Source organism: Pseudomonas sp. Sample_10 (genome assembly GCF_004321495.1).
Lineage (GTDB): Bacteria > Pseudomonadota > Gammaproteobacteria > Pseudomonadales > Pseudomonadaceae > Aquipseudomonas.
Genome location: NZ_RCOE01000186.1, coordinates 1 through 16,890, shown reverse-complemented (window position 1 = coordinate 16,890; position 16,890 = coordinate 1). Strand labels below are relative to the sequence as shown.

At 57.8% G+C, this 16,890-nt stretch carries 19 protein-coding genes; 9 read left to right on the top strand and 10 right to left on the bottom strand.

Annotated elements, in window-relative coordinates:
- Positions 1–3: 3 nt before the first annotated feature.
- From modB to D8U18_RS18295, 3 genes are all read right to left on the bottom strand, one after another.
- Positions 4–684, bottom strand: a complete 681-nt coding sequence (modB, locus tag D8U18_RS18305) for a molybdate ABC transporter permease subunit (RefSeq protein ID WP_130903403.1) — start codon at positions 682–684, stop codon at positions 4–6.
- The gene (gene modA / locus D8U18_RS18300) at positions 685–1,452 is read right to left on the bottom strand and encodes a molybdate ABC transporter substrate-binding protein (RefSeq protein WP_131108135.1); all 768 of its coding nucleotides are present in this window, start codon (positions 1,450–1,452) and stop codon (positions 685–687) included.
- Between the two features lie 107 nt (positions 1,453–1,559).
- The gene (locus D8U18_RS18295) at positions 1,560–2,624 is read right to left on the bottom strand and encodes a nitronate monooxygenase family protein (RefSeq protein ID WP_131108134.1); all 1,065 of its coding nucleotides are present in this window, start codon (positions 2,622–2,624) and stop codon (positions 1,560–1,562) included.
- A 214-nt stretch (positions 2,625–2,838) separates the two neighbouring features.
- Between D8U18_RS18295 and D8U18_RS18290 the strand changes: the two genes are divergently transcribed.
- A complete protein-coding gene (locus D8U18_RS18290) occupies positions 2,839–3,822 on the top strand; it encodes an MDR family oxidoreductase (RefSeq protein WP_130903400.1) in 984 nt (327 codons plus the stop codon).
- Positions 3,823–3,872: 50 nt separating this feature from the next.
- On the opposite strand, the gene ada is transcribed toward D8U18_RS18290, so the two are convergent.
- The 4 genes from ada to D8U18_RS18275 all read right to left on the bottom strand — a co-directional run bounded on the left by ada (position 3,873) and on the right by D8U18_RS18275 (position 6,229).
- Positions 3,873–4,937 carry a bifunctional DNA-binding transcriptional regulator/O6-methylguanine-DNA methyltransferase Ada gene (ada, locus tag D8U18_RS18285; protein WP_056852770.1) on the bottom strand — a complete coding sequence of 355 codons (1,065 nt, stop codon included), beginning with the start codon at positions 4,935–4,937 and terminating at the stop codon, positions 3,873–3,875.
- An 87-nt stretch (positions 4,938–5,024) separates the two neighbouring features.
- Positions 5,025–5,690, bottom strand: a complete 666-nt coding sequence (gene alkB, locus D8U18_RS18280; protein ID WP_131108133.1) for a DNA oxidative demethylase AlkB — start codon at positions 5,688–5,690, stop codon at positions 5,025–5,027.
- 30 nt (positions 5,691–5,720) lie between these two features.
- Positions 5,721–5,891 (bottom strand): hypothetical protein, encoded by a 171-nt coding sequence (locus tag D8U18_RS28765; protein WP_177434481.1) that lies wholly within the window; start codon positions 5,889–5,891, stop codon positions 5,721–5,723.
- Positions 5,892–5,926: 35 nt separating this feature from the next.
- Complete coding sequence (locus tag D8U18_RS18275) at positions 5,927–6,229, bottom strand: DUF1883 domain-containing protein (protein WP_007912251.1); 303 nt, start codon at positions 6,227–6,229, stop codon at positions 5,927–5,929.
- A gap of 209 nt (positions 6,230–6,438) precedes the next feature.
- Here D8U18_RS18275 and D8U18_RS18270 point away from each other — a divergent pair, with 209 nt between their 5' ends.
- Together D8U18_RS18270 and D8U18_RS18265 are read left to right on the top strand one after the other, a co-directional pair.
- A complete protein-coding gene (locus D8U18_RS18270) occupies positions 6,439–6,795 on the top strand; it encodes a hypothetical protein (RefSeq protein ID WP_056852769.1) in 357 nt (118 codons plus the stop codon).
- Positions 6,796–6,868: 73 nt separating this feature from the next.
- On the top strand, positions 6,869–7,099 hold the full coding sequence (locus D8U18_RS18265) for a hypothetical protein (protein ID WP_056852768.1): 231 nt from the start codon (positions 6,869–6,871) through the stop codon (positions 7,097–7,099).
- A gap of 15 nt (positions 7,100–7,114) precedes the next feature.
- Here D8U18_RS18265 and D8U18_RS18260 read toward each other — a convergent pair whose 3' ends face one another.
- The gene (locus D8U18_RS18260; RefSeq protein ID WP_056852905.1) at positions 7,115–7,396 is read right to left on the bottom strand and encodes a hypothetical protein; all 282 of its coding nucleotides are present in this window, start codon (positions 7,394–7,396) and stop codon (positions 7,115–7,117) included.
- 140 nt (positions 7,397–7,536) lie between these two features.
- A complete protein-coding gene (locus D8U18_RS18255) occupies positions 7,537–7,725 on the bottom strand; it encodes a hypothetical protein (protein WP_056852767.1) in 189 nt (62 codons plus the stop codon).
- Positions 7,726–8,015: 290 nt separating this feature from the next.
- On the opposite strand from D8U18_RS18255, the gene galU reads away from it, so the two are divergent.
- From galU to gorA, 3 genes are all read left to right on the top strand, one after another.
- The gene (gene galU, locus D8U18_RS18250; RefSeq protein WP_008065368.1) at positions 8,016–8,855 is read left to right on the top strand and encodes a UTP--glucose-1-phosphate uridylyltransferase GalU; all 840 of its coding nucleotides are present in this window, start codon (positions 8,016–8,018) and stop codon (positions 8,853–8,855) included.
- A gap of 230 nt (positions 8,856–9,085) precedes the next feature.
- Positions 9,086–10,615 (top strand): MFS transporter, encoded by a 1,530-nt coding sequence (locus D8U18_RS18245; RefSeq protein WP_131108132.1) that lies wholly within the window; start codon positions 9,086–9,088, stop codon positions 10,613–10,615.
- Positions 10,616–10,722: 107 nt separating this feature from the next.
- Entirely contained in the window at positions 10,723–12,081 is a 1,359-nt protein-coding gene (gene gorA, locus D8U18_RS18240) for a glutathione-disulfide reductase (RefSeq protein ID WP_056852765.1), read from the top strand.
- On the opposite strand, the gene D8U18_RS18235 is transcribed toward gorA, so the two are convergent.
- Positions 12,078–13,091 (bottom strand): DNA-binding protein, encoded by a 1,014-nt coding sequence (locus D8U18_RS18235; RefSeq protein ID WP_130903396.1) that lies wholly within the window; start codon positions 13,089–13,091, stop codon positions 12,078–12,080. The two genes, gorA and D8U18_RS18235, sit on opposite strands and share 4 nt — an antisense overlap.
- Positions 13,092–13,268: 177 nt before the next feature.
- Between D8U18_RS18235 and D8U18_RS18230 the strand changes: the two genes are divergently transcribed.
- From D8U18_RS18230 to ahpF, 3 genes are all read left to right on the top strand, one after another.
- Positions 13,269–14,207 carry a site-specific integrase gene (locus tag D8U18_RS18230; RefSeq protein WP_131108131.1) on the top strand — a complete coding sequence of 313 codons (939 nt, stop codon included), beginning with the start codon at positions 13,269–13,271 and terminating at the stop codon, positions 14,205–14,207.
- A gap of 174 nt (positions 14,208–14,381) precedes the next feature.
- Entirely contained in the window at positions 14,382–14,945 is a 564-nt protein-coding gene (ahpC, locus tag D8U18_RS18225; RefSeq protein WP_007975937.1) for an alkyl hydroperoxide reductase subunit C, read from the top strand.
- 127 nt (positions 14,946–15,072) lie between these two features.
- Entirely contained in the window at positions 15,073–16,635 is a 1,563-nt protein-coding gene (ahpF, locus tag D8U18_RS18220) for an alkyl hydroperoxide reductase subunit F (RefSeq protein ID WP_130908195.1), read from the top strand.
- Positions 16,636–16,890 lie beyond the last annotated feature (255 nt).

Here is a 16,890-nt window from a genome sequence, read left to right as displayed (position 1 = left end):
CGGTCAGCTCCATCCCGCTTTGGTTTTACGGCTGGAGTACAGCACCAGCAAGACCGCAAAAGAGAACACCAGCATCGCCCCGGAGAGCCAATGGGCCTGGGCGTATTCCATGGCTTCGACGTGGTCATAGATCTGCACCGAAACCACGCGGGTCTTGTCGGGAATGTTGCCGCCGATCATCAGCACCACGCCAAACTCACCCACGGTATGGGCAAAGCCAAGGATCGCGGCGGTGATGAAGCCGGGGCGGGCCAGCGGCAGCGTCACGCTGAAGAAGGTGTCCCAGGGATTGGCGCGCAAAGTCGCAGCCACCTCCAACGGTCGAGTGCCGATGGCGGAGAACGCGTTCTGCAAGGGCTGAACCACAAACGGCATCGAATACAGCACCGAGCCGATCACCAGCCCGGCGAAACTGAACGTCAGGGTGCCGAGCCCCAGTGACTGGGTGAACTGGCCGACAAACCCGTGGGGGCCAAGCGCGAGCAGCAGGTAAAAACCAATCACCGTGGGCGGCAGCACCAGGGGCAGGGCGACGATCGCCCCGACCGGGCCGCGCAACCAGGATTGGGTTCGCGACAGCCATAACGCCAACGGAGTGCCGATGATCAACAGGATGACGGTCGTCAGGGACGCCAGTTTCAGGGTCAGCCAGATGGCGGAAAAATCGGCACTCGTCAGGGTCATTTAGCGTTGGTAACCGTAGGACTTGATGACAGCCGCGGCTTTCGGCCCCTTGAGGTAGTCAACCAGTGCCTTGGCGGCCGGGTTGTCCTTGCCCTTGTTGAGGATGACCGCGTCTTGTTTGATCGGGTCGTGCAGTTCAGCCGGCACGATCCACGCCGAACCGCTGGTGACTTTGCCGTCTTTGTAGATCTGCGACAAGGCAACGAAGCCCAGCTCGGCGTTGCCGGTGGATACGAACTGGAAGGCCTGGGTGATGTTCTGGCCTTCGACGATCTTGTCCTTGACCTTGTCGGTCAGGCCCTGTTTGGCCAAAACCTGCGTGGCGGCGAGGCCATAAGGCGCAGCTTTCGGGTTGGCGATGGAGAGGTGCTGATACGCGTTCTTTTTCAGCACATCACCCTGGGCATCGACATAACCGTCTTTGGCCGACCAAAGTGCCAGGGTACCGATGGCGTAGGTGAAGCGTGAGCCCTTGACCGTGTCACCTTCTTTCTCGAGTTTTTCCGGGGTGGTGTCGTCCGCCGAAAGGAACACTTCGAACGGTGCGCCGTTTTTGATCTGCGTATAGAACTGGCCTGTTGCACCGAACGAGGTCACCAGTGTGTGGCCGGTGTCTTTCTCGAAGTCCGCTGCAATCGCCTGAATAGGTGCGCTGAAGTTAGCAGCCACCGCGACCTGGACTTCATTCGCTTGGGCAATGCCAGCAGTGAATGCGGCGAGCAAAGTGGCCAGGCAAGCAGGGGCTAACCGTGGGGTACCAATGGTCATGAAGCGGCTCCGTTACAAACGAATGATTCGAGGGTGACTCGCTATATACGCGAATATATAGCGAAACGCCTGCAAACGGAACGCCGTGGATAAGAGCCCTGGTCAGGCTATCGGTGCAGCAGTTTTGCCAGGCCTTCTTCAGCCAAGCGCCGGGTCAGTTCTGCGCTGGTCAATTCCATGCCCAAGGTAAACGCCTGCCCGGCCCAGAGATTGCTGAAGTCGGCTTCGCCTTTGGCGCGCAATGGCATCAGTGCACCGCCGGCCAGTGGAAAGGCCGGAGCGTTGGCATTCATCGGCCCAAGTTCGTGCATGACCCGGTTGAATATCCCTCGCGCCGCACGTCCGGTAAAAATGTTGGTCAGGGCCGTTTCGCTTTCCTTGGCGGTGCGCAAGGCCTGGTGATGGGAGGCACTGACCTTGGCTTCCGGTGTAAACAGATACGCCGTGCCCACTTGCACCGCTGAAGCACCCAGCATGAAAGCCGCCGCAACACCTCGCGCATCGGCAATGCCACCCGCGGCGATCACCGGGACCTTCACGGCATCGACAACCTGCGGCACCAGGGCAAAAGTGCCCACCTGGCTGCTGAGGTCATCGCTGAGAAACATCCCGCGGTGTCCGCCGGCTTCGTAGCCCATGGCAATGATCGCGTCACAGCCATGCTGTTCCAGCCAGATCGCTTCTTCGACGGTGGTGGCCGACGACAGCACTTTGGCTCCGGTAGCTTTTACGCGATCGAGCAGGGATTGTTCCGGCAGGCCAAAGTGAAAACTCACCACTTCAGGGCGGAACGCTTCGATCACTTCGCAGGCAGCGGCATCGAACGGCGCGCGATTGGATACGGGTGTCGGCGCATCGAAATCGACACCCAGCTCGCGGTAATAGGGTTGCAACAGGTTTTTCCAGTCTTGCGCGCGTTGCTCGTCGACGGGTGGCGGTTGATGGCAGAAAAAGTTGACGTTGATCGGACGCTGGCACTGTAGCCGGATGGTCTTCAATTCATCGCGCAACTGATCGACAGTCAGCATGGCTGCTGGCATTGAACCGAGGCCGCCGGCGTTGCTCGCGGCGATGACCATCGAAGAGTGGGTGGCACCGGCCATGGGCGCCTGGATGATCGGCAGTTCGATCCCGAGCAAGTCAAGAATGCGGGTGTCTGGCCATTGACTCATTTTGATGTCCTCCGACGTTCAGCCCGGGCAGGGCAGCAGAAAAGATTTGTAGCAGCAATGCTTGAGTCAAGGCCAGCGATGTTTGCTGACGGTAGCGCCGCAGGTCATGGCCAACCCCCTGTTTGGCTATTTGGCTTAAAGTCGAGTACGGGGATTTTTTGCGATGTGGTATCTAAATCACACCACAATGGGGTGATCTCACCAGGAGGCAGTCATGTTCCAAGGTATTTTGATCGACAAAGACGAAAGCGGTTACCGGGCCACACTGCAACAGATCAATGACGATCAACTGCCCGAGGGCGATGTAACGGTGCGCGTGGCGTACAGCACGTTGAACTTCAAGGACGGCCTTGCGATCACTGGCAGCAGCCCGGTGGTGCGAAAATTCCCCATGGTGCCCGGGATCGATCTGGCGGGAACCGTCGAAGTCAGTGGGCATCCGGACTATAAGGCCGGCGACAAAGTCCTGCTCAATGGCTGGGGTGTCGGTGAAGGGCATTGGGGCGGTCTGGCCCAGAAAGCCCGCTTGAATGGTGATTGGTTGATACCGCTGCCAGCGGCATTCACTGCTGCTCAGGCAATGGCCATCGGCACGGCGGGTTACACGGCGATGCTGTGCATCCTGGCGCTTGAGCACAACGGCGTAACGCCCGAGCAAGGTGAAATCCTGGTCACGGGTGCCAATGGCGGCGTCGGCAGCTTTGCCATCGCGCTACTGAGTCGCTTGGGTTATCGAGTGGTCGCGTCCACTGGGCGCACGTCCGAGCACGACTATTTGAAACAATTGGGCGCCAGTGAAATCATTGACCGCGCGACATTGTCGGAGCCGGGCAAGCCTCTGGCGAAGGAGCGTTGGGCGGGCGTGATCGATTCGGTCGGCAGCCACACCCTTGCCAATGCCTGCGCCAGCACCAAGGCCAATGGCACGGTGGCCGCATGCGGGCTGGCGCAAGGCATGGATTTCCCGGCATCGGTTGCGCCATTCATTTTGCGCGGCGTGACCCTGGCGGGTATCAACAGCGTGACGCAACCCAAGGCCAAGCGTGTGGAAGCCTGGCGCCGTCTGGCCCAGGATCTGGACTTCAATCTGTTGCCACTGATCAGCCACGAGATCGCATTGAGCGAAGCAATAGACGCGGCGCCGCGTTTATTGGCCGGACAGTTGCGCGGTCGGGTTGTCGTGGATGTGAATCGCTGAGGCGTTCGCCTGGAAAAGCTGTCGCAACCTGCGGCAGCGCCTGCACAGATCTACTGCGATTCGCGCTCCAACAACTGCCGTTTGCGCTCCACGCCCCAACGATATCCCGAAAGATTGCCATCGCTGCGCACCACGCGATGGCAAGGGATCGCCACAGCCAGGCTGTTAGCGCCACAGGCTTGCGCTACCGCGCGAACCGCTTTTGGCGCGCCGATGCACTGGGCAATCTCGGCGTAGCTGGCGGTGCTGCCGACTGGAATGTCCCGCAAGGCCTGCCAGACGCGCTCCTGAAATGCTGTGCCGCGCACGTCCAGCGGCAAGTCGAGGCCAAGCGCCGGCTTCTCGATGAAGCCGACAACCTGGGCAATCAGGCGCTCGAAGTCCTGGTCGGCGCCAATCAGATTGGCTCGGCGAAACTTGTCCTGCAGATCGCACACCAGCTGATGCGGATCATCGCCCAGCAGAATCGCGCAAACCCCGCGCTCGCTTTGCGCCACCAGAATCGCCCCAAGTGAACACTGACCGACAGCAAAGCGAATGTCGTTGTTGTGGCCCGCTGCGCGGTACTCGGCGGGTTTCATGCCCAGAAGCTGATCGGCTGCCTCGTAGAAACGACTGTTGGAATTGAAGCCCGCGTCGTACAACGCCTCGGTCACAGAATTGCCATCCGCCAGGCGCTCGCGCACGCGGCGGGAGCGATGGGCAGCGGCGTAGCCTTTTGGGGTCAGGCCGGTGACGGCCTTGAAGACCCGGTGGAAGTGAAAGCTGCTCAGGCCGGCAACGTCTGCCAATTCGCCGAGGGCCGGCAGCGTCTCGGCGTTTTCAATCTGTCGGCACGCAGCGGCCACGGTGGCGGCGTGCTGCGCGGCGATGTCGCTTTGATCCTTGGCAGCGCGTTTGCTTGGTCGGTAACCCGCTGCTTGAGCGAGCTCGGGGGTATCGAAGAATTCCACATTCTGCGGTTTTGGCAGGCGTGCCAGGCTGCTGGGATTGCAGTAGATGCCGGTGGTTTTCACCGCGTAGACAAACTGCCCGTCGGCTTGCGGGTCACGCGCTACCACCGCGGCCCAGCGAGGATCGTTTTCGGTGGAGATTTTTTTCGATTGGCTTGTCATGGTTGGATGTCCGTTGACCCGTTTCCTGCAGGTTAACCACGCGTCCGTGTCGTCACACTCCGCTGCTTGCGGTCAAATTCCAAGGCTTCAGCCCGCGGTACGAAAGGTGAAGTTGATCCGTTGTTCACCCAGGCGCGGATGATGTCCTGGCTTGATAGGCAGTACGCCGTGATAACGCAAGCGATCGACACCGCCCCACACCACGATGTCACCGTGCAGCAGCGGCACTCTTCGGCTCTTGTCGCTGCGTTCAAAACCGCCGAACAGGAACATGGCGGGCAAGCCCAGGGAAACCGAAACGATGGGCGCAGCGTAGGAGTTTTCGTTTTTGTCCTGATGCAAAGACATCTTCGACCCAGGAATATAGCGATTAATCAGGCAGGAATCCGGGACGAATTCGGCAAACCCTGCTTCTCGCGCCGCCGCCTGCGCCAACTGAAAAAACACCTCAGGCATGGCGGGCCAGGGGTGCCCGGTCTGCGGATCGATTCGGCTATAGCGGTAACCGCTGCGGTCAGTGGTCCAGCCAAGCGTGCCGCAACTGCTCAGGGCAACTGACATGGTAAAGCCGCCAGGCGTGACCATCTGCCGGAACGGCGCTGCCGCCAGCACCGATTCCAGTGCGGGCAGCAACCGATCCAGCCAGGGCAAGGCAAAACCTCGCAGCACGCAGGACTGTTCTCCGATCTGTTCGCAGCGGGGCGCCTGTTGAGGCTCCGCGTCAGCGAACAAATCAAGAAGGGGTGGTTTCATGGCATTCATAACACATCGTGAAAGATGATGTTACAACGCTTTGCTGACACTGATGTCGCTGATGACGTCTTCGGTTTGGCCATGAATAGCATCCAGCGCCGCCTTGGCTTCTGCCTCGCTGCCATTTTCCAGTTGGGCAAACTCGAAACGACGTTCGCCGTTGAGCTTGTACTTGATGACGTATTTGGTCGTTTGAGCCACGGTCATACCTGTCTATGTGCGTAGTGAAGCGCCACTCAGCTCAATTTCGTGCTGGAGCGGCGGATGATCTTGATCGAATGGGTCAGGGTCGGTTTACGGGTCACGCTGATCGCCCGGCGGTTGACGGTGTCGATGGTGATGTTCCAGAAACCGGTGCTCGGCGCGGTGATGCGGGCCGGGAACGTATCGAACGCACCGCCGTGGTAAGTGTGACGGCCGCCATTCTTGAAGCTGCGGAAGTTGGCGTCGTTCATCAAACGGATGTTGCACATCTGCGAGCATTGAATGACGACGATGTCGTCTTCGTTGAGGTGCTCGCGCTGGTGAATGAATTTCATGGGCGCCTCCAGAAGGGCTTTTACTACAAAATCAAAACGATACAAGGCAATGCGCGCAGTTTATCAGCCCTGACACCTGAAAATCCGGCCGCCGGGCTGCGCTTTGGCAATTAAAAACAGTTATTTCACATTCGATGAGTGATAAATGCTCCCGGCCTTGGAGAAAAACCGTATCGGTGCTGTCGGAGGGTCTTTATCGGAGATTTCGTATGAAGTGGGGTGCGTGGGTCCTGCCATTGGTCTTGGCAATGAGTGGTTGTGCAAGCGTCTCGGACATCAACGAAACGTTGCCCACCATGAGTGTGATTTCAGGCAAGAAACCTCATGAATACGCGCAATGCCTGGGCGAAAAGCTCGCCGACAGTCGCGGCGCCTTGCAAGTCGAATCGCAGAAAGACGGGGTGCGGGTAATCGTTCCGCAGAAGCTTTCATCAGGTCCGGCGGCCGTTTTCGATATCGAAGAACGTTCCGGTGGCAGCAGTATCAAGCTGCATGAACGTATTTCCAATGTGCCGTTACGCCCTTGGGATGTGCGCAATGCCGCCACAGCCTGCATTTCTGGCTGATAAACTGTCGACCCTACACATCGATGCCGCCAAAGCGACGCTTTGGCGGCATTTGTCATTTCTGGAGTCGGGCATGAAGCGAGAGCGGGTACGGGAGCGGCACGCAGAGGGGCATATCTGTGCCACCCATGTGATTCAGAATCCGGCCGATCCGGGGGAATGGATCGTGTTTTTCAAGAAAAGCGCCGGGCGCAGTTTTTTCCTGGTGGATGACAACGACGAAGTCGAGTCCTTCAGCAGTCTCGACGATCTGATCGAGACCGTGCGTGGCCTCGGGATCAAATTCGCCGAAATCCATATATAAGGCGGGCAAGCTGCCTTATTTGCAGACCACCACGACATTACGGTTCTTGTAGTTACCGACATCGACGCCCAGGGTTTTATCGCTCTCCGCTGGCGCCGGGCTGCCGTCAGTGCCAACGATGCGGTAACCGGTGCCGGCACAGGATGCATCGGCCTTTTCGTAACAGGTCGCCCAGGAGTTCGCTTCTCCTGAGCAATCAATCGCCAAGCCTTGCTCACCGTTATTCAGGTAGGTGGTTTCGGATGTTGCACAGCCACCGAGGGCCAATACCGCAATCAGCGGCAAAAATTTAGTCATGTCGTAGTCGTCGTCAGGAGGGGTAGGCAAATGCTGTGACAGCGCCAGTTGCAAAAGGTTATAGCCAAAGGCCACTTCTTCTACAAAAAGCACAAAAAAGCCCTGCGCAATGGCAGGGCTGCGGGCGTGTCAGGCCTCGATCAATTCTTGTCCTTGCCGCGGCGCTTGGGTTCCGGGTGTTCAAGTTCCAGCACCGATGCCACTTCGATTGCCAGGGCTTCGGTTGGGAAAGGCCCGGCAATATTCTCGCCGTTGACGCTGGCGACCCACCATTGGCCGTCTTTCGCCTTGTTGATCAAGAATCCGTTGACGCTTTTTGCTGCCGACATCTATCTGCCTCGTTGGCTGGTTCAATCGCGCCATGATAGCGCCAAACGCACCTGACGGGTGCCAATGGGTGTAGGGTGGTGCGTTTGTTGACAATTGATAACCGTGCAAGTCTGCCGGTCTCTGCTATCAATAAGAGGCGACGCAGCGATCTGCGCGGATCCGTGCGGAACTATCCGCTCGAATATTTCTCTATGTTGACATCGGTTAGCCAGCGCGGGGCATTGTAAGGTGCACGCCGCCTGATTAGACTGCGCCGAAACTCGTACACACAGCCCTTTCAAGGACTTATATGATCAAGAAATGCTTGTTCCCAGCAGCCGGTTACGGTACTCGCTTCCTGCCAGCGACTAAAGCCATGCCCAAAGAAATGCTGCCGGTGGTAAACAAGCCACTGATCCAGTACGGCGTCGAAGAAGCACTGGATGCCGGTTTGACCGAAATCTCCATCGTCACCGGTCGTGGCAAGCGCGCTCTTGAAGACCATTTCGACATCAGCTACGAGCTGGAAAACCAGATCAAGGGCACCGACAAGGAGAAATACCTGGTCGGCATCCGCAAGCTGCTCGACAACTGCTCGTTCTCCTACACCCGTCAGACCGAAATGAAAGGCCTGGGTCACGCGATCCTCACCGGTCGTCCACTGATCGGCGACGAACCTTTCGCGGTCGTGCTGGCGGACGACTTGTGCGTCAACCTTGAAGGCGACGGCGTACTGACCCAGATGGTCAAGCTGTACAAGCAGTTCCGCTGCTCGATCGTGGCCATCCAGGAAGTCGATCCGCAAGAAACCAACAAGTACGGCGTCATCGCCGGCGAGATGATCCGCGACGACATCTACCGCGTACACAGCATGGTCGAAAAACCAAAGCCTGAAGACGCGCCGTCGAACCTGGCCATCATCGGTCGCTACATCCTGACCCCGGACATCTTCGACCTGATCGAACAGACCGAGCCAGGCAAGGGCGGCGAAATCCAGATCACCGACGCCCTGATGAAGCAGGCGCAAAACGGCTGCGTCATGGCCTACAAGTTCAAGGGCAAGCGTTTCGACTGCGGCGGCGCCGAAGGCTACATCGACGCGACCAACTTCTGCTTCGAGAACTTCTACAAGACGGGTAAGGCTTACTGATAGCGCCTTGGTTGCTTGGTTTGAAAAAAAGACCCCGACTTGTTCGGGGTTTTTTTTGATCGAAATTCAGGAGCTTATTTCTTTTTGGAAATACTTTTCCTGTTGCCTGATTGACCATGCGTTGCCATTAATGAACTCGACCAAACGCTGGCAAAGGAGTGCTCATGGTTTGGTTCACGGCTGCATAGATGCATGCCCGTGAACTTCAGTGGGGACAAGGAGTTTAGCTAATGGCGTTAACTAATGACTCAACTCATGGCAAAACAAAATCAATACGCTGGTTAAGCCTGAGCGTGCTGATGCTGCCTGTGTTGCTAGTGACCGTTGATAATACGGTGCTCGGATTCGCGCTACCAAAAATTGCCGAGGCCCTGCGTCCGAGCGCTAGCCAGCAGTTGTGGATGATCGATGCTTATTCGCTGGTCCTGGCGGGATTGTTGGTGTCGATGGGTAGTCTGGGAGATCGAATCGGTCATCGTAAGTTGTTGCTGGCCGGGTCTTTGGGTTTTGCCATTGTGTCGGTGCTAACCGCGTATTCCGGTACCGCTCCGCAACTGATTGCCGGGCGTGCTTGCATGGGCATTTTCGGAGCAATGCTGATGCCCTCAACGTTGGCATTGATACGTTCGGTATTTGAAGATCGAGAAGAGCGCAGGCTGGCGGTTGCTATCTGGGCAACGACGTTGACCGTCGGTTCGGCACTGGGACCCTTGGTAGGCGGGGTATTGCTGGAGTTTTTCAGTTGGGGGTCGATTTTCCTGTTGGCGGTGCCCGTGTTGGTGCCATTGCTGGTATTGGGACCATTGTTGTTGCCCGAATCGGAGCGAGATGCTTCAGGACCCTTGGGTCCGATAAGCATCCTGCAATCAATGGTAGCCCTTGGTGCCATTGTTTATGGCATTAAACACAGCGCCAGTGATGGTATCGACTGGATGGCGCTGACAGCATTTGCAGGTGGCGCAGTCGCGGGCTGGTTATTTGTGCGTCGACAGTTACGACTACCAGTGCCGCTGATGGATCTGAGTCTGTTCCGCAGTGGCACCTTTAGCGGCTCTGTCGCAATCAATTTGATGAGCCTCGCGTTTCTCGTCGGCTTCGTTTTCTTTACCACTCAGTACCTGCAGATCGTTCTTCAGATGTCGCCCTTGAACGCTAGCCTCGCGTTGGTTCCAGGTCAGATTATGGCGATTGTAGTGGGGATGGCGGTTGTGCCTGTCGCACAGCGATTACAAGTGCATGTGTTGATACCGATTTTGATGGCGTTTGCTGGAGCGGCGTTTTTGCTGGTCGCCAGCATGGGCAGTAGTCTGAGCGTTCTGGTGGTGGCTTTTGCCTTGTTGAATATCGGTGTAGGCGCGATCGCCACGGTATCCAATGATGTGATTCTGTCAGCAGCACCTCCAGCAAAGGCGGGCGCAGCGTCGGCCATTAGCGAAACAGCCTATGAAGTCGGCGTAGTTTTGGGCACCACTGTACTCGGCGGTGTCGTCACTGCCTACTATCGCGGTGCGTTGCAGCTACCGGTGTTTCTAACCGAATTGCAGATGGTTCTGGCTACGGAGACGCTGTCTGGTGCCCATAATGTGGCAGCAGGCCTGTCAGGTGACCAAGCGAATGAGTTGATGGCACAGGCGGGAAGGGCATTCGAAGGTGGAATCGGTTTGGTTTCGTGGGTGACGTCCGGCTTGGCTCTCATGGCGATTTTGATGGCCTGGCGCTGTTTGCGGGCAGCCAAAATGCAATCTGCAGAGGGCCATTGATCGAAAACGGAGGCTGCGTCATACATCGCGTGCCGCCAGCGTTTTAGTGCAAAGCTTGCTCAATGGCGGCTCGCAGGTATGCTGATCACCTGCCGAGGAGATAGACAATGGCCTACGATTTTGATCTTTATGTGATTGGCGCCGGTTCCGGCGGTGTGCGGGCTGCGCGGTTTGCGGCGGGTTTTGGGGCGAAGGTGGGCGTGGCCGAGAGCCGTTACCTGGGCGGCACTTGTGTGAACGTCGGTTGCGTGCCGAAAAAGCTGCTGGTTTACGGCGCGCACTTTGCCGAAGATTTTGAGCAGGCGTCGGGTTTTGGCTGGACGCTGGACGAAGCGCAGTTCGATTGGTCGACGCTGATCGCCAACAAGGATCGCGAGATCAATCGCCTCAATGGCATCTACCGCAACCTGCTGGTCAACAGTGGTGTGACGCTGCATGAAGGCCACGCGAAGATCGTCGATCCGCATCAGATCGAGGTCAATGGCGAGCGTTTCACCGCGAAGAATATCCTGATCGCCACTGGCGGCTGGCCGCAGATCCCGGACATTCCGGGGCATGAACACGCGATCAGTTCCAACCAGGCGTTCTTCCTCAAAGAACTGCCCAAGCGTGTGCTGGTGGTAGGCGGTGGTTACATTGCGGTCGAATTTGCCGGGATTTTCCATGGCCTCGGTGCGCAAACCACGCTGCTGTATCGCGGTGAACTGTTCCTGCGTGGCTTTGACGGTTCCGTGCGCAAGCATTTGCAGGAAGAGCTGACCAAGCGCGGCATGGACCTGCAGTTCAACGCCGACATCGAACGCATCGACAAGCAGGCTGATGGCAGCCTGAAAGTCACGCTCAAGGACGGTCGTCAGCTGGAAGCCGATTGCGTGTTTTACGCCACGGGTCGCCGGCCGATGCTGGACAATCTCGGATTGGAGAACACCGCGGTCAAGCTCGACAAGAAAGGCTTTGTCGAGGTGGATGAGCAGTATCAGACCTCCGAACCGTCGATCCTGGCGCTGGGTGATGTGATCGGTCGGGTGCAACTGACACCTGTGGCGTTGGCCGAAGGCATGGCGGTGGCGCGCCGTTTGTTCAAGCCTGAGCAATATCGCCCAGTGGATTACAAGATGATCCCGACCGCGGTTTTCAGCTTGCCGAACATTGGCACCGTCGGCTTGACCGAAGAAGAGGCGCGCGACGCCGGGCATGACGTCGTGATCTACGAAAGCCGCTTCCGCCCGATGAAGCTGACCTTGACCGAATGTCAGGAGCGCACGCTGATGAAGCTGGTGGTGGACGGCAAGTCCGACAAGGTGTTGGGTTGCCACATGGTCGGGCCGGACGCCGGTGAAATCGTTCAGGGCCTGGCGATTGCCTTGAAGGCAGGCGCTACCAAGCGCCACTTCGACGAAACCATCGGCGTGCACCCGACGGCCGCCGAAGAGTTCGTCACCATGCGTACGCCGGTCGCCGGTTAATCGTCTTTGGCTGCGTCTGCCGCCGCTGCTGCTGCAGCGGCCAGACGTACGCTTTCTTCCAGCGCTGCCTGGGTTTTCGTCAGTTCAATTTCCAGTGCTTTGTTGATGTGCGATTGCTCATCGATGTTCTGTTTTTGCGCCTGACTTTCCAACAGGGCAACGCGCAGGCGTTCCTGGAGGAGGGTGCGTTCGGCGTCGACACGGGTGGCCTGTTCCAGTAGCTGGTCCTGACGGTTATTGCTTTGCTTGAGTTGATCCTGCAACAGGCTCAGCTCACGCAACGTTCCGCGGTTCTCCGTGAGCAATCGTTCGTTGTCACGGTGCAACTGCGTGATTTCGTCCTGGCGCACCAGCGCATTTTGCTGCGCTTGGCGCAACTCCATCTGCAACTGTTGCACCTGACTTTCATGACGGCTGAGTTCCTGTTCGCGCTGCTCCTTGACGGCATTGCGGTAGTGCTCAAGAGCATCGCGGGCATGCAGGTGCTTTTCTTCCAGCGAGCGGATTTGCTCGTCTTTGTCTTGCAAGCGTAATTCGAAATCCGCCAGCGCCTGGTTCAATCCGGCGTTGCGGGTCTGTTCGGCCTGCAGCGTAGCCAGGGTTTCTTGCAGGGATTCGTGTTCTTGAGTCAGCGCCAGGCTCTGGATTTCATACTGCTCGTGGAGTTCGTTGTTGGTTTCCTGCGCTTCTGTCAGCTGGGCTTCAAGCGCTTTGCGCTGCTGCTCGAACTGTTCGCGGGCCTGATCAATCGGCTCTTGCGCCTGTTCTTTCAGGCGTTGCGCCAGTCGCGAAACCAAGGCCAGCAGTTCATCGTCGATCGGTTCGGCAGGTTCGGCTTCTACGCGCTGAGCGCCGTCGTCCAGTTCCTTGAGATAGCGATGAATGGTGGTTTTGGAGCCGGTATTGCCCATTTCGATCCGCACTGCATCGATGCTCGGGTTCTCACCGCGGGCAAGAATGGCCAAACGGGCCGCTTGCACGACCGCCTTATTTACACCGCCACGGGCCATGACTACTCCTACAATTTCGTAATGTGGTACGTACTACCTGAATACACATTGTACCATTCAATCATAGAAGTTAAATACAAAGCGTTATTGACACGGGATATACTGGTATTACCCCATGTGATACAGCAAAAGCCGTGAATTTTCCCGCTGAAACGGTACGTTTTCGAGATCTGCGCCATGACTGAACTGGACCGCTACCTGCAAGCCGCCACCCGCGACAACACCCGTCGCAGTTATCGCGCAGCAATCGAGCACTTCGAGGTCAGTTGGGGCGGGTTTCTGCCGGCCACCAGCGACAGCGTTGCGCGCTACCTGGTTGCCCATGCAGGCGTGTTGTCGATCAATACGCTCAAGTTGCGCTTGTCGGCGCTGGCGCAATGGCACAACAGCCAAGGTTTTGCCGACCCGACCAAGGCGCCCGTGGTGCGCAAGGTGTTCAAAGGAATTCGTGCGTTGCACCCTGCGCAAGAGAAACAGGCGCAGCCCTTGCAGCTTCAGCATCTGGAGCAAGTGGTTGGTTGGCTCGAGCAGGAGGCGGCAACCGCCAGGGCACAGGGCGATCTCCCCGGTTTGCTGCGGGCAAAGCGCGACAGCGCGCTGATTCTGCTGGGCTTCTGGCGTGGTTTTCGCAGCGACGAGTTGTGCCGCCTACAGATTGAACATGTACAGGTCAACGCCAACTCGGGCATTACGCTCTACCTGCCGCGCAGCAAGAGTGATCGGGAAAATCTCGGCAAGACTTACCAGACACCGGCGCTGCAACGTCTGTGTCCGGTGCAGGCCTACATCGACTGGATCACCGAAGCTGCGCTGGTGCGCGGGCCGGTTTTCCGTGGCATTGATCGCTGGGGGCATTTGAGTGAGGAGGGGCTTCACGCCAACAGCGTGATCCCATTGCTGCGACAAGCGCTGGAGCGCGCGGGGATTGCCGCCGAGCTCTACACCAGTCACTCGTTACGCCGCGGCTTTGCGTCCTGGGCGCATCAGGCCGGCTGGGATCTGAAATCGTTGATGAGTTACGTCGGCTGGAAGGACATGAAATCGGCCATGCGCTATATCGAAGCCAGCCCGTTTCTCGGCATGGCGCGCCTGCCTGAAAAAGCGCTGGTTCCCTGAGCCAAGCGCAAGCGCGCCCTCACTGCAATTCCCCAGATACCGTTTTCTTCTATTAATACTGTTGGCTAATAGCCAAAGCCAATCAGCAGCATCAGGTTTGCCAATGAGCCAACCGTCCGTCGAGTGGGTAAAGTTCTCCCCATCAACTTCTTAACCCCTGACGGAGAGTCAACGATGCCTATCATCAACAGCCAAGTTAAACCATTCAAAGCTGACGCATTCAAAAACGGCGACTTCGTAAAAGTCTCGGACGCTGACCTGAAAGGCAAGTGGTCTGTAGTTTTCTTCTACCCAGCAGACTTCACCTTCGTTTGCCCAACCGAGCTGGAAGACCTGGCTGACAACTACGATGCCTTCCAGAAACTGGGCGTCGAAATCTACAGCGTTTCCACCGACACCCATTTTGCCCACGCTGCCTGGCACAACACTTCGCCAGCCATTGGCAAAATCCAGTACACCATGATCGGCGACCCGACCCACGCGATCTCCCGCAACTTCGACGTGCTGATCGAAGAAGCTGGTCTGGCTGACCGTGGCACCTTCGTGATCAACCCTGAAGGCCAGATCAAAATCGTTGAACTGAACGACGGCGGTGTAGGCCGTGACGCCTCCGAGCTGCTGCGCAAGATCAAGGCTGCTCAGTACGTCGCTGCTCACCCAGGCCAGGTTTGCCCAGCCAAGTGGAAAGAAGGCGAGGCCACTCTGGCTCCGTCCCTGGACCTGGTCGGCAAGATCTAAGTCAGTGACGCGCTTCATCAGGGCGGACTTCCGCACCTTCTAAGCAAGCTGCACCGCCCACTAAAAACGCCCGGGCGAGATTCGCTCGGGCGTTTTTTTATGCACCAAATTCAAGGAAATCGCCCGTATGTTGGACACCAATCTTAAAGCCCAGTTGAAATCGTACCTGGAACGGGTCACCCAGCCGATCGAGATCGTTGCATCCCTCGACGACGGTGCGAAATCCCAGGAAATGCTTGAATTGCTGAAGGACGTTGCCAGTCTTTCCAGCCAGATTACTTTGCTCGACAACGGTGACGATGCACGCAAGCCATCGTTCTCGATCAATCGCCCGGGTGCCGACATCAGCCTGCGTTTCGCCGGCATCCCCATGGGTCACGAATTCACGTCGCTGGTGTTGGCTCTGCTGCAGGTTGGCGGTCATCCATCGAAGGCCAGCGCTGAAGTCATTGAACAGATCCGTTCGCTCAAAGGTGAGTTCAACTTCGAGACTTACTTCTCGCTGTCCTGCCAGAACTGCCCCGACGTAGTCCAGGCATTGAATCTGATGGCCGTACTCAACCCGAACATCCGCCACGTCGCTATCGACGGTGCGCTGTTCCAGGCTGAAGTCGATGAGCGTCAGATCATGGCGGTGCCGAGCATCTACCTCAATGGCGTGAACTTCGGCCAGGGCCGCATGGGCCTGGAGGAAATCCTCGCCAAGATCGACACCAGCGGCATCGAGCGTCAAGCTGAAAAGATCAGCGCCAAAGACGCGTTTGACGTGCTGGTGGTCGGCGGTGGCCCGGCCGGTGCCTCGGCAGCGATTTATGCCGCGCGTAAAGGCATTCGTACCGGTGTGGCGGCTGAGCGTTTCGGTGGACAGGTGCTGGACACCATGGCCATCGAGAACTTCATCTCGGTGCAGGAAACCGAAGGGCCGAAACTAGCCGTAGCGCTGGAAGAACACGTTAAACAGTACGATGTGGACATCATGAACCTGCAGCGTGCCGACAAACTGGTGCCTGGCAAAGAGGGTGAGCTGCACGAGGTCCACTTCGCCAGCGGCGCGAAACTCAAAGCCAAGACCGTGATCCTGGCGACGGGTGCGCGGTGGCGTGAAATGAACGTCCCCGGCGAGCAGCAGTACCGCAACAAGGGCGTGGCGTACTGCCCGCATTGCGACGGTCCGCTGTTCAAAGGCAAGCGCGTTGCAGTGATTGGCGGCGGTAACTCCGGCGTCGAAGCGGCCATTGACCTGGCCGGTATCGTCTCCCACGTCACGCTGCTGGAGTTCGACGTACAACTGCGCGCCGATGCGGTACTGCAGCGCAAGTTGCACAGCCTGCCCAACGTAACCGTGATTACCAGTGCGCAAACCACTGAAGTGACTGGCGATGGACAGAAGGTCAACGGCTTGCGTTACAAGGATCGTCAGAGTGACGAACTGCGTACCGTTGAGCTGGAAGGGATCTTCGTGCAGATCGGCCTGTTGCCGAACACCGATTGGCTCAAGGGCACCATCGAGCTGTCGCCGCGCGGCGAGATCATCGTCGATGCCCGTGGTGAAACGTCAATCCCTGGCATGTTTGCCGCCGGTGACGTAACGACCGTGCCGTACAAGCAGATCGTGATTGCGGTGGGCGAGGGCGCCAAGGCTTCCCTGAGCGCATTTGATCACTTGATCCGAACTTCAGCCCCGGCGTAAACCGGGACGCTGAAAATACAAAACCCCATGAGTGATCATGGGGTTTTTGTTTTTCTTTACATGATCGTTCCCACGCTCTGCGTGGGAATGCAGCCCAGGACGCTCCGCGTCCCCAAAAGCGTGACGCAGAGCGTCACAGGAGGCGTTACCACGCAGAGCGTGGGAACGATCAGTGGCAGCAAACTTTTTTACAGCGGCGTCGGCTGAATGATCTCGACCCAGTAAGTGATGAACGCCAGGCTCTTCATGCGGCCA

What these genes read in the sequence shown, in the direction of transcription:
- modB (WP_130903403.1), bottom strand. Translation starts at nt 684, where the DNA reads ATGACCCTGACGAGTGCCGATTTTTCCGCCATCTGGCTGACCCTGAAA.
- modA (WP_131108135.1), bottom strand. Translation starts at nt 1,452, where the DNA reads ATGACCATTGGTACCCCACGGTTAGCCCCTGCTTGCCTGGCCACTTTG.
- D8U18_RS18295 (WP_131108134.1), bottom strand. Translation starts at nt 2,624, where the DNA reads ATGAGTCAATGGCCAGACACCCGCATTCTTGACTTGCTCGGGATCGAA.
- D8U18_RS18290 (WP_130903400.1), top strand. Translation starts at nt 2,839, where the DNA reads ATGTTCCAAGGTATTTTGATCGACAAAGACGAAAGCGGTTACCGGGCC.
- ada (WP_056852770.1), bottom strand. Translation starts at nt 4,937, where the DNA reads ATGACAAGCCAATCGAAAAAAATCTCCACCGAAAACGATCCTCGCTGG.
- alkB (WP_131108133.1), bottom strand. Translation starts at nt 5,690, where the DNA reads ATGAAACCACCCCTTCTTGATTTGTTCGCTGACGCGGAGCCTCAACAG.
- D8U18_RS18275 (WP_007912251.1), bottom strand. Translation starts at nt 6,229, where the DNA reads ATGAAATTCATTCACCAGCGCGAGCACCTCAACGAAGACGACATCGTC.
- D8U18_RS18270 (WP_056852769.1), top strand. Translation starts at nt 6,439, where the DNA reads ATGAAGTGGGGTGCGTGGGTCCTGCCATTGGTCTTGGCAATGAGTGGT.
- D8U18_RS18265 (WP_056852768.1), top strand. Translation starts at nt 6,869, where the DNA reads ATGAAGCGAGAGCGGGTACGGGAGCGGCACGCAGAGGGGCATATCTGT.
- D8U18_RS18260 (WP_056852905.1), bottom strand. Translation starts at nt 7,396, where the DNA reads ATGACTAAATTTTTGCCGCTGATTGCGGTATTGGCCCTCGGTGGCTGT.
- D8U18_RS18255 (WP_056852767.1), bottom strand. Translation starts at nt 7,725, where the DNA reads ATGTCGGCAGCAAAAAGCGTCAACGGATTCTTGATCAACAAGGCGAAA.
- galU (WP_008065368.1), top strand. Translation starts at nt 8,016, where the DNA reads ATGATCAAGAAATGCTTGTTCCCAGCAGCCGGTTACGGTACTCGCTTC.
- D8U18_RS18245 (WP_131108132.1), top strand. Translation starts at nt 9,086, where the DNA reads ATGGCGTTAACTAATGACTCAACTCATGGCAAAACAAAATCAATACGC.
- gorA (WP_056852765.1), top strand. Translation starts at nt 10,723, where the DNA reads ATGGCCTACGATTTTGATCTTTATGTGATTGGCGCCGGTTCCGGCGGT.
- D8U18_RS18235 (WP_130903396.1), bottom strand. Translation starts at nt 13,091, where the DNA reads ATGGCCCGTGGCGGTGTAAATAAGGCGGTCGTGCAAGCGGCCCGTTTG.
- D8U18_RS18230 (WP_131108131.1), top strand. Translation starts at nt 13,269, where the DNA reads ATGACTGAACTGGACCGCTACCTGCAAGCCGCCACCCGCGACAACACC.
- ahpC (WP_007975937.1), top strand. Translation starts at nt 14,382, where the DNA reads ATGCCTATCATCAACAGCCAAGTTAAACCATTCAAAGCTGACGCATTC.
- ahpF (WP_130908195.1), top strand. Translation starts at nt 15,073, where the DNA reads ATGTTGGACACCAATCTTAAAGCCCAGTTGAAATCGTACCTGGAACGG.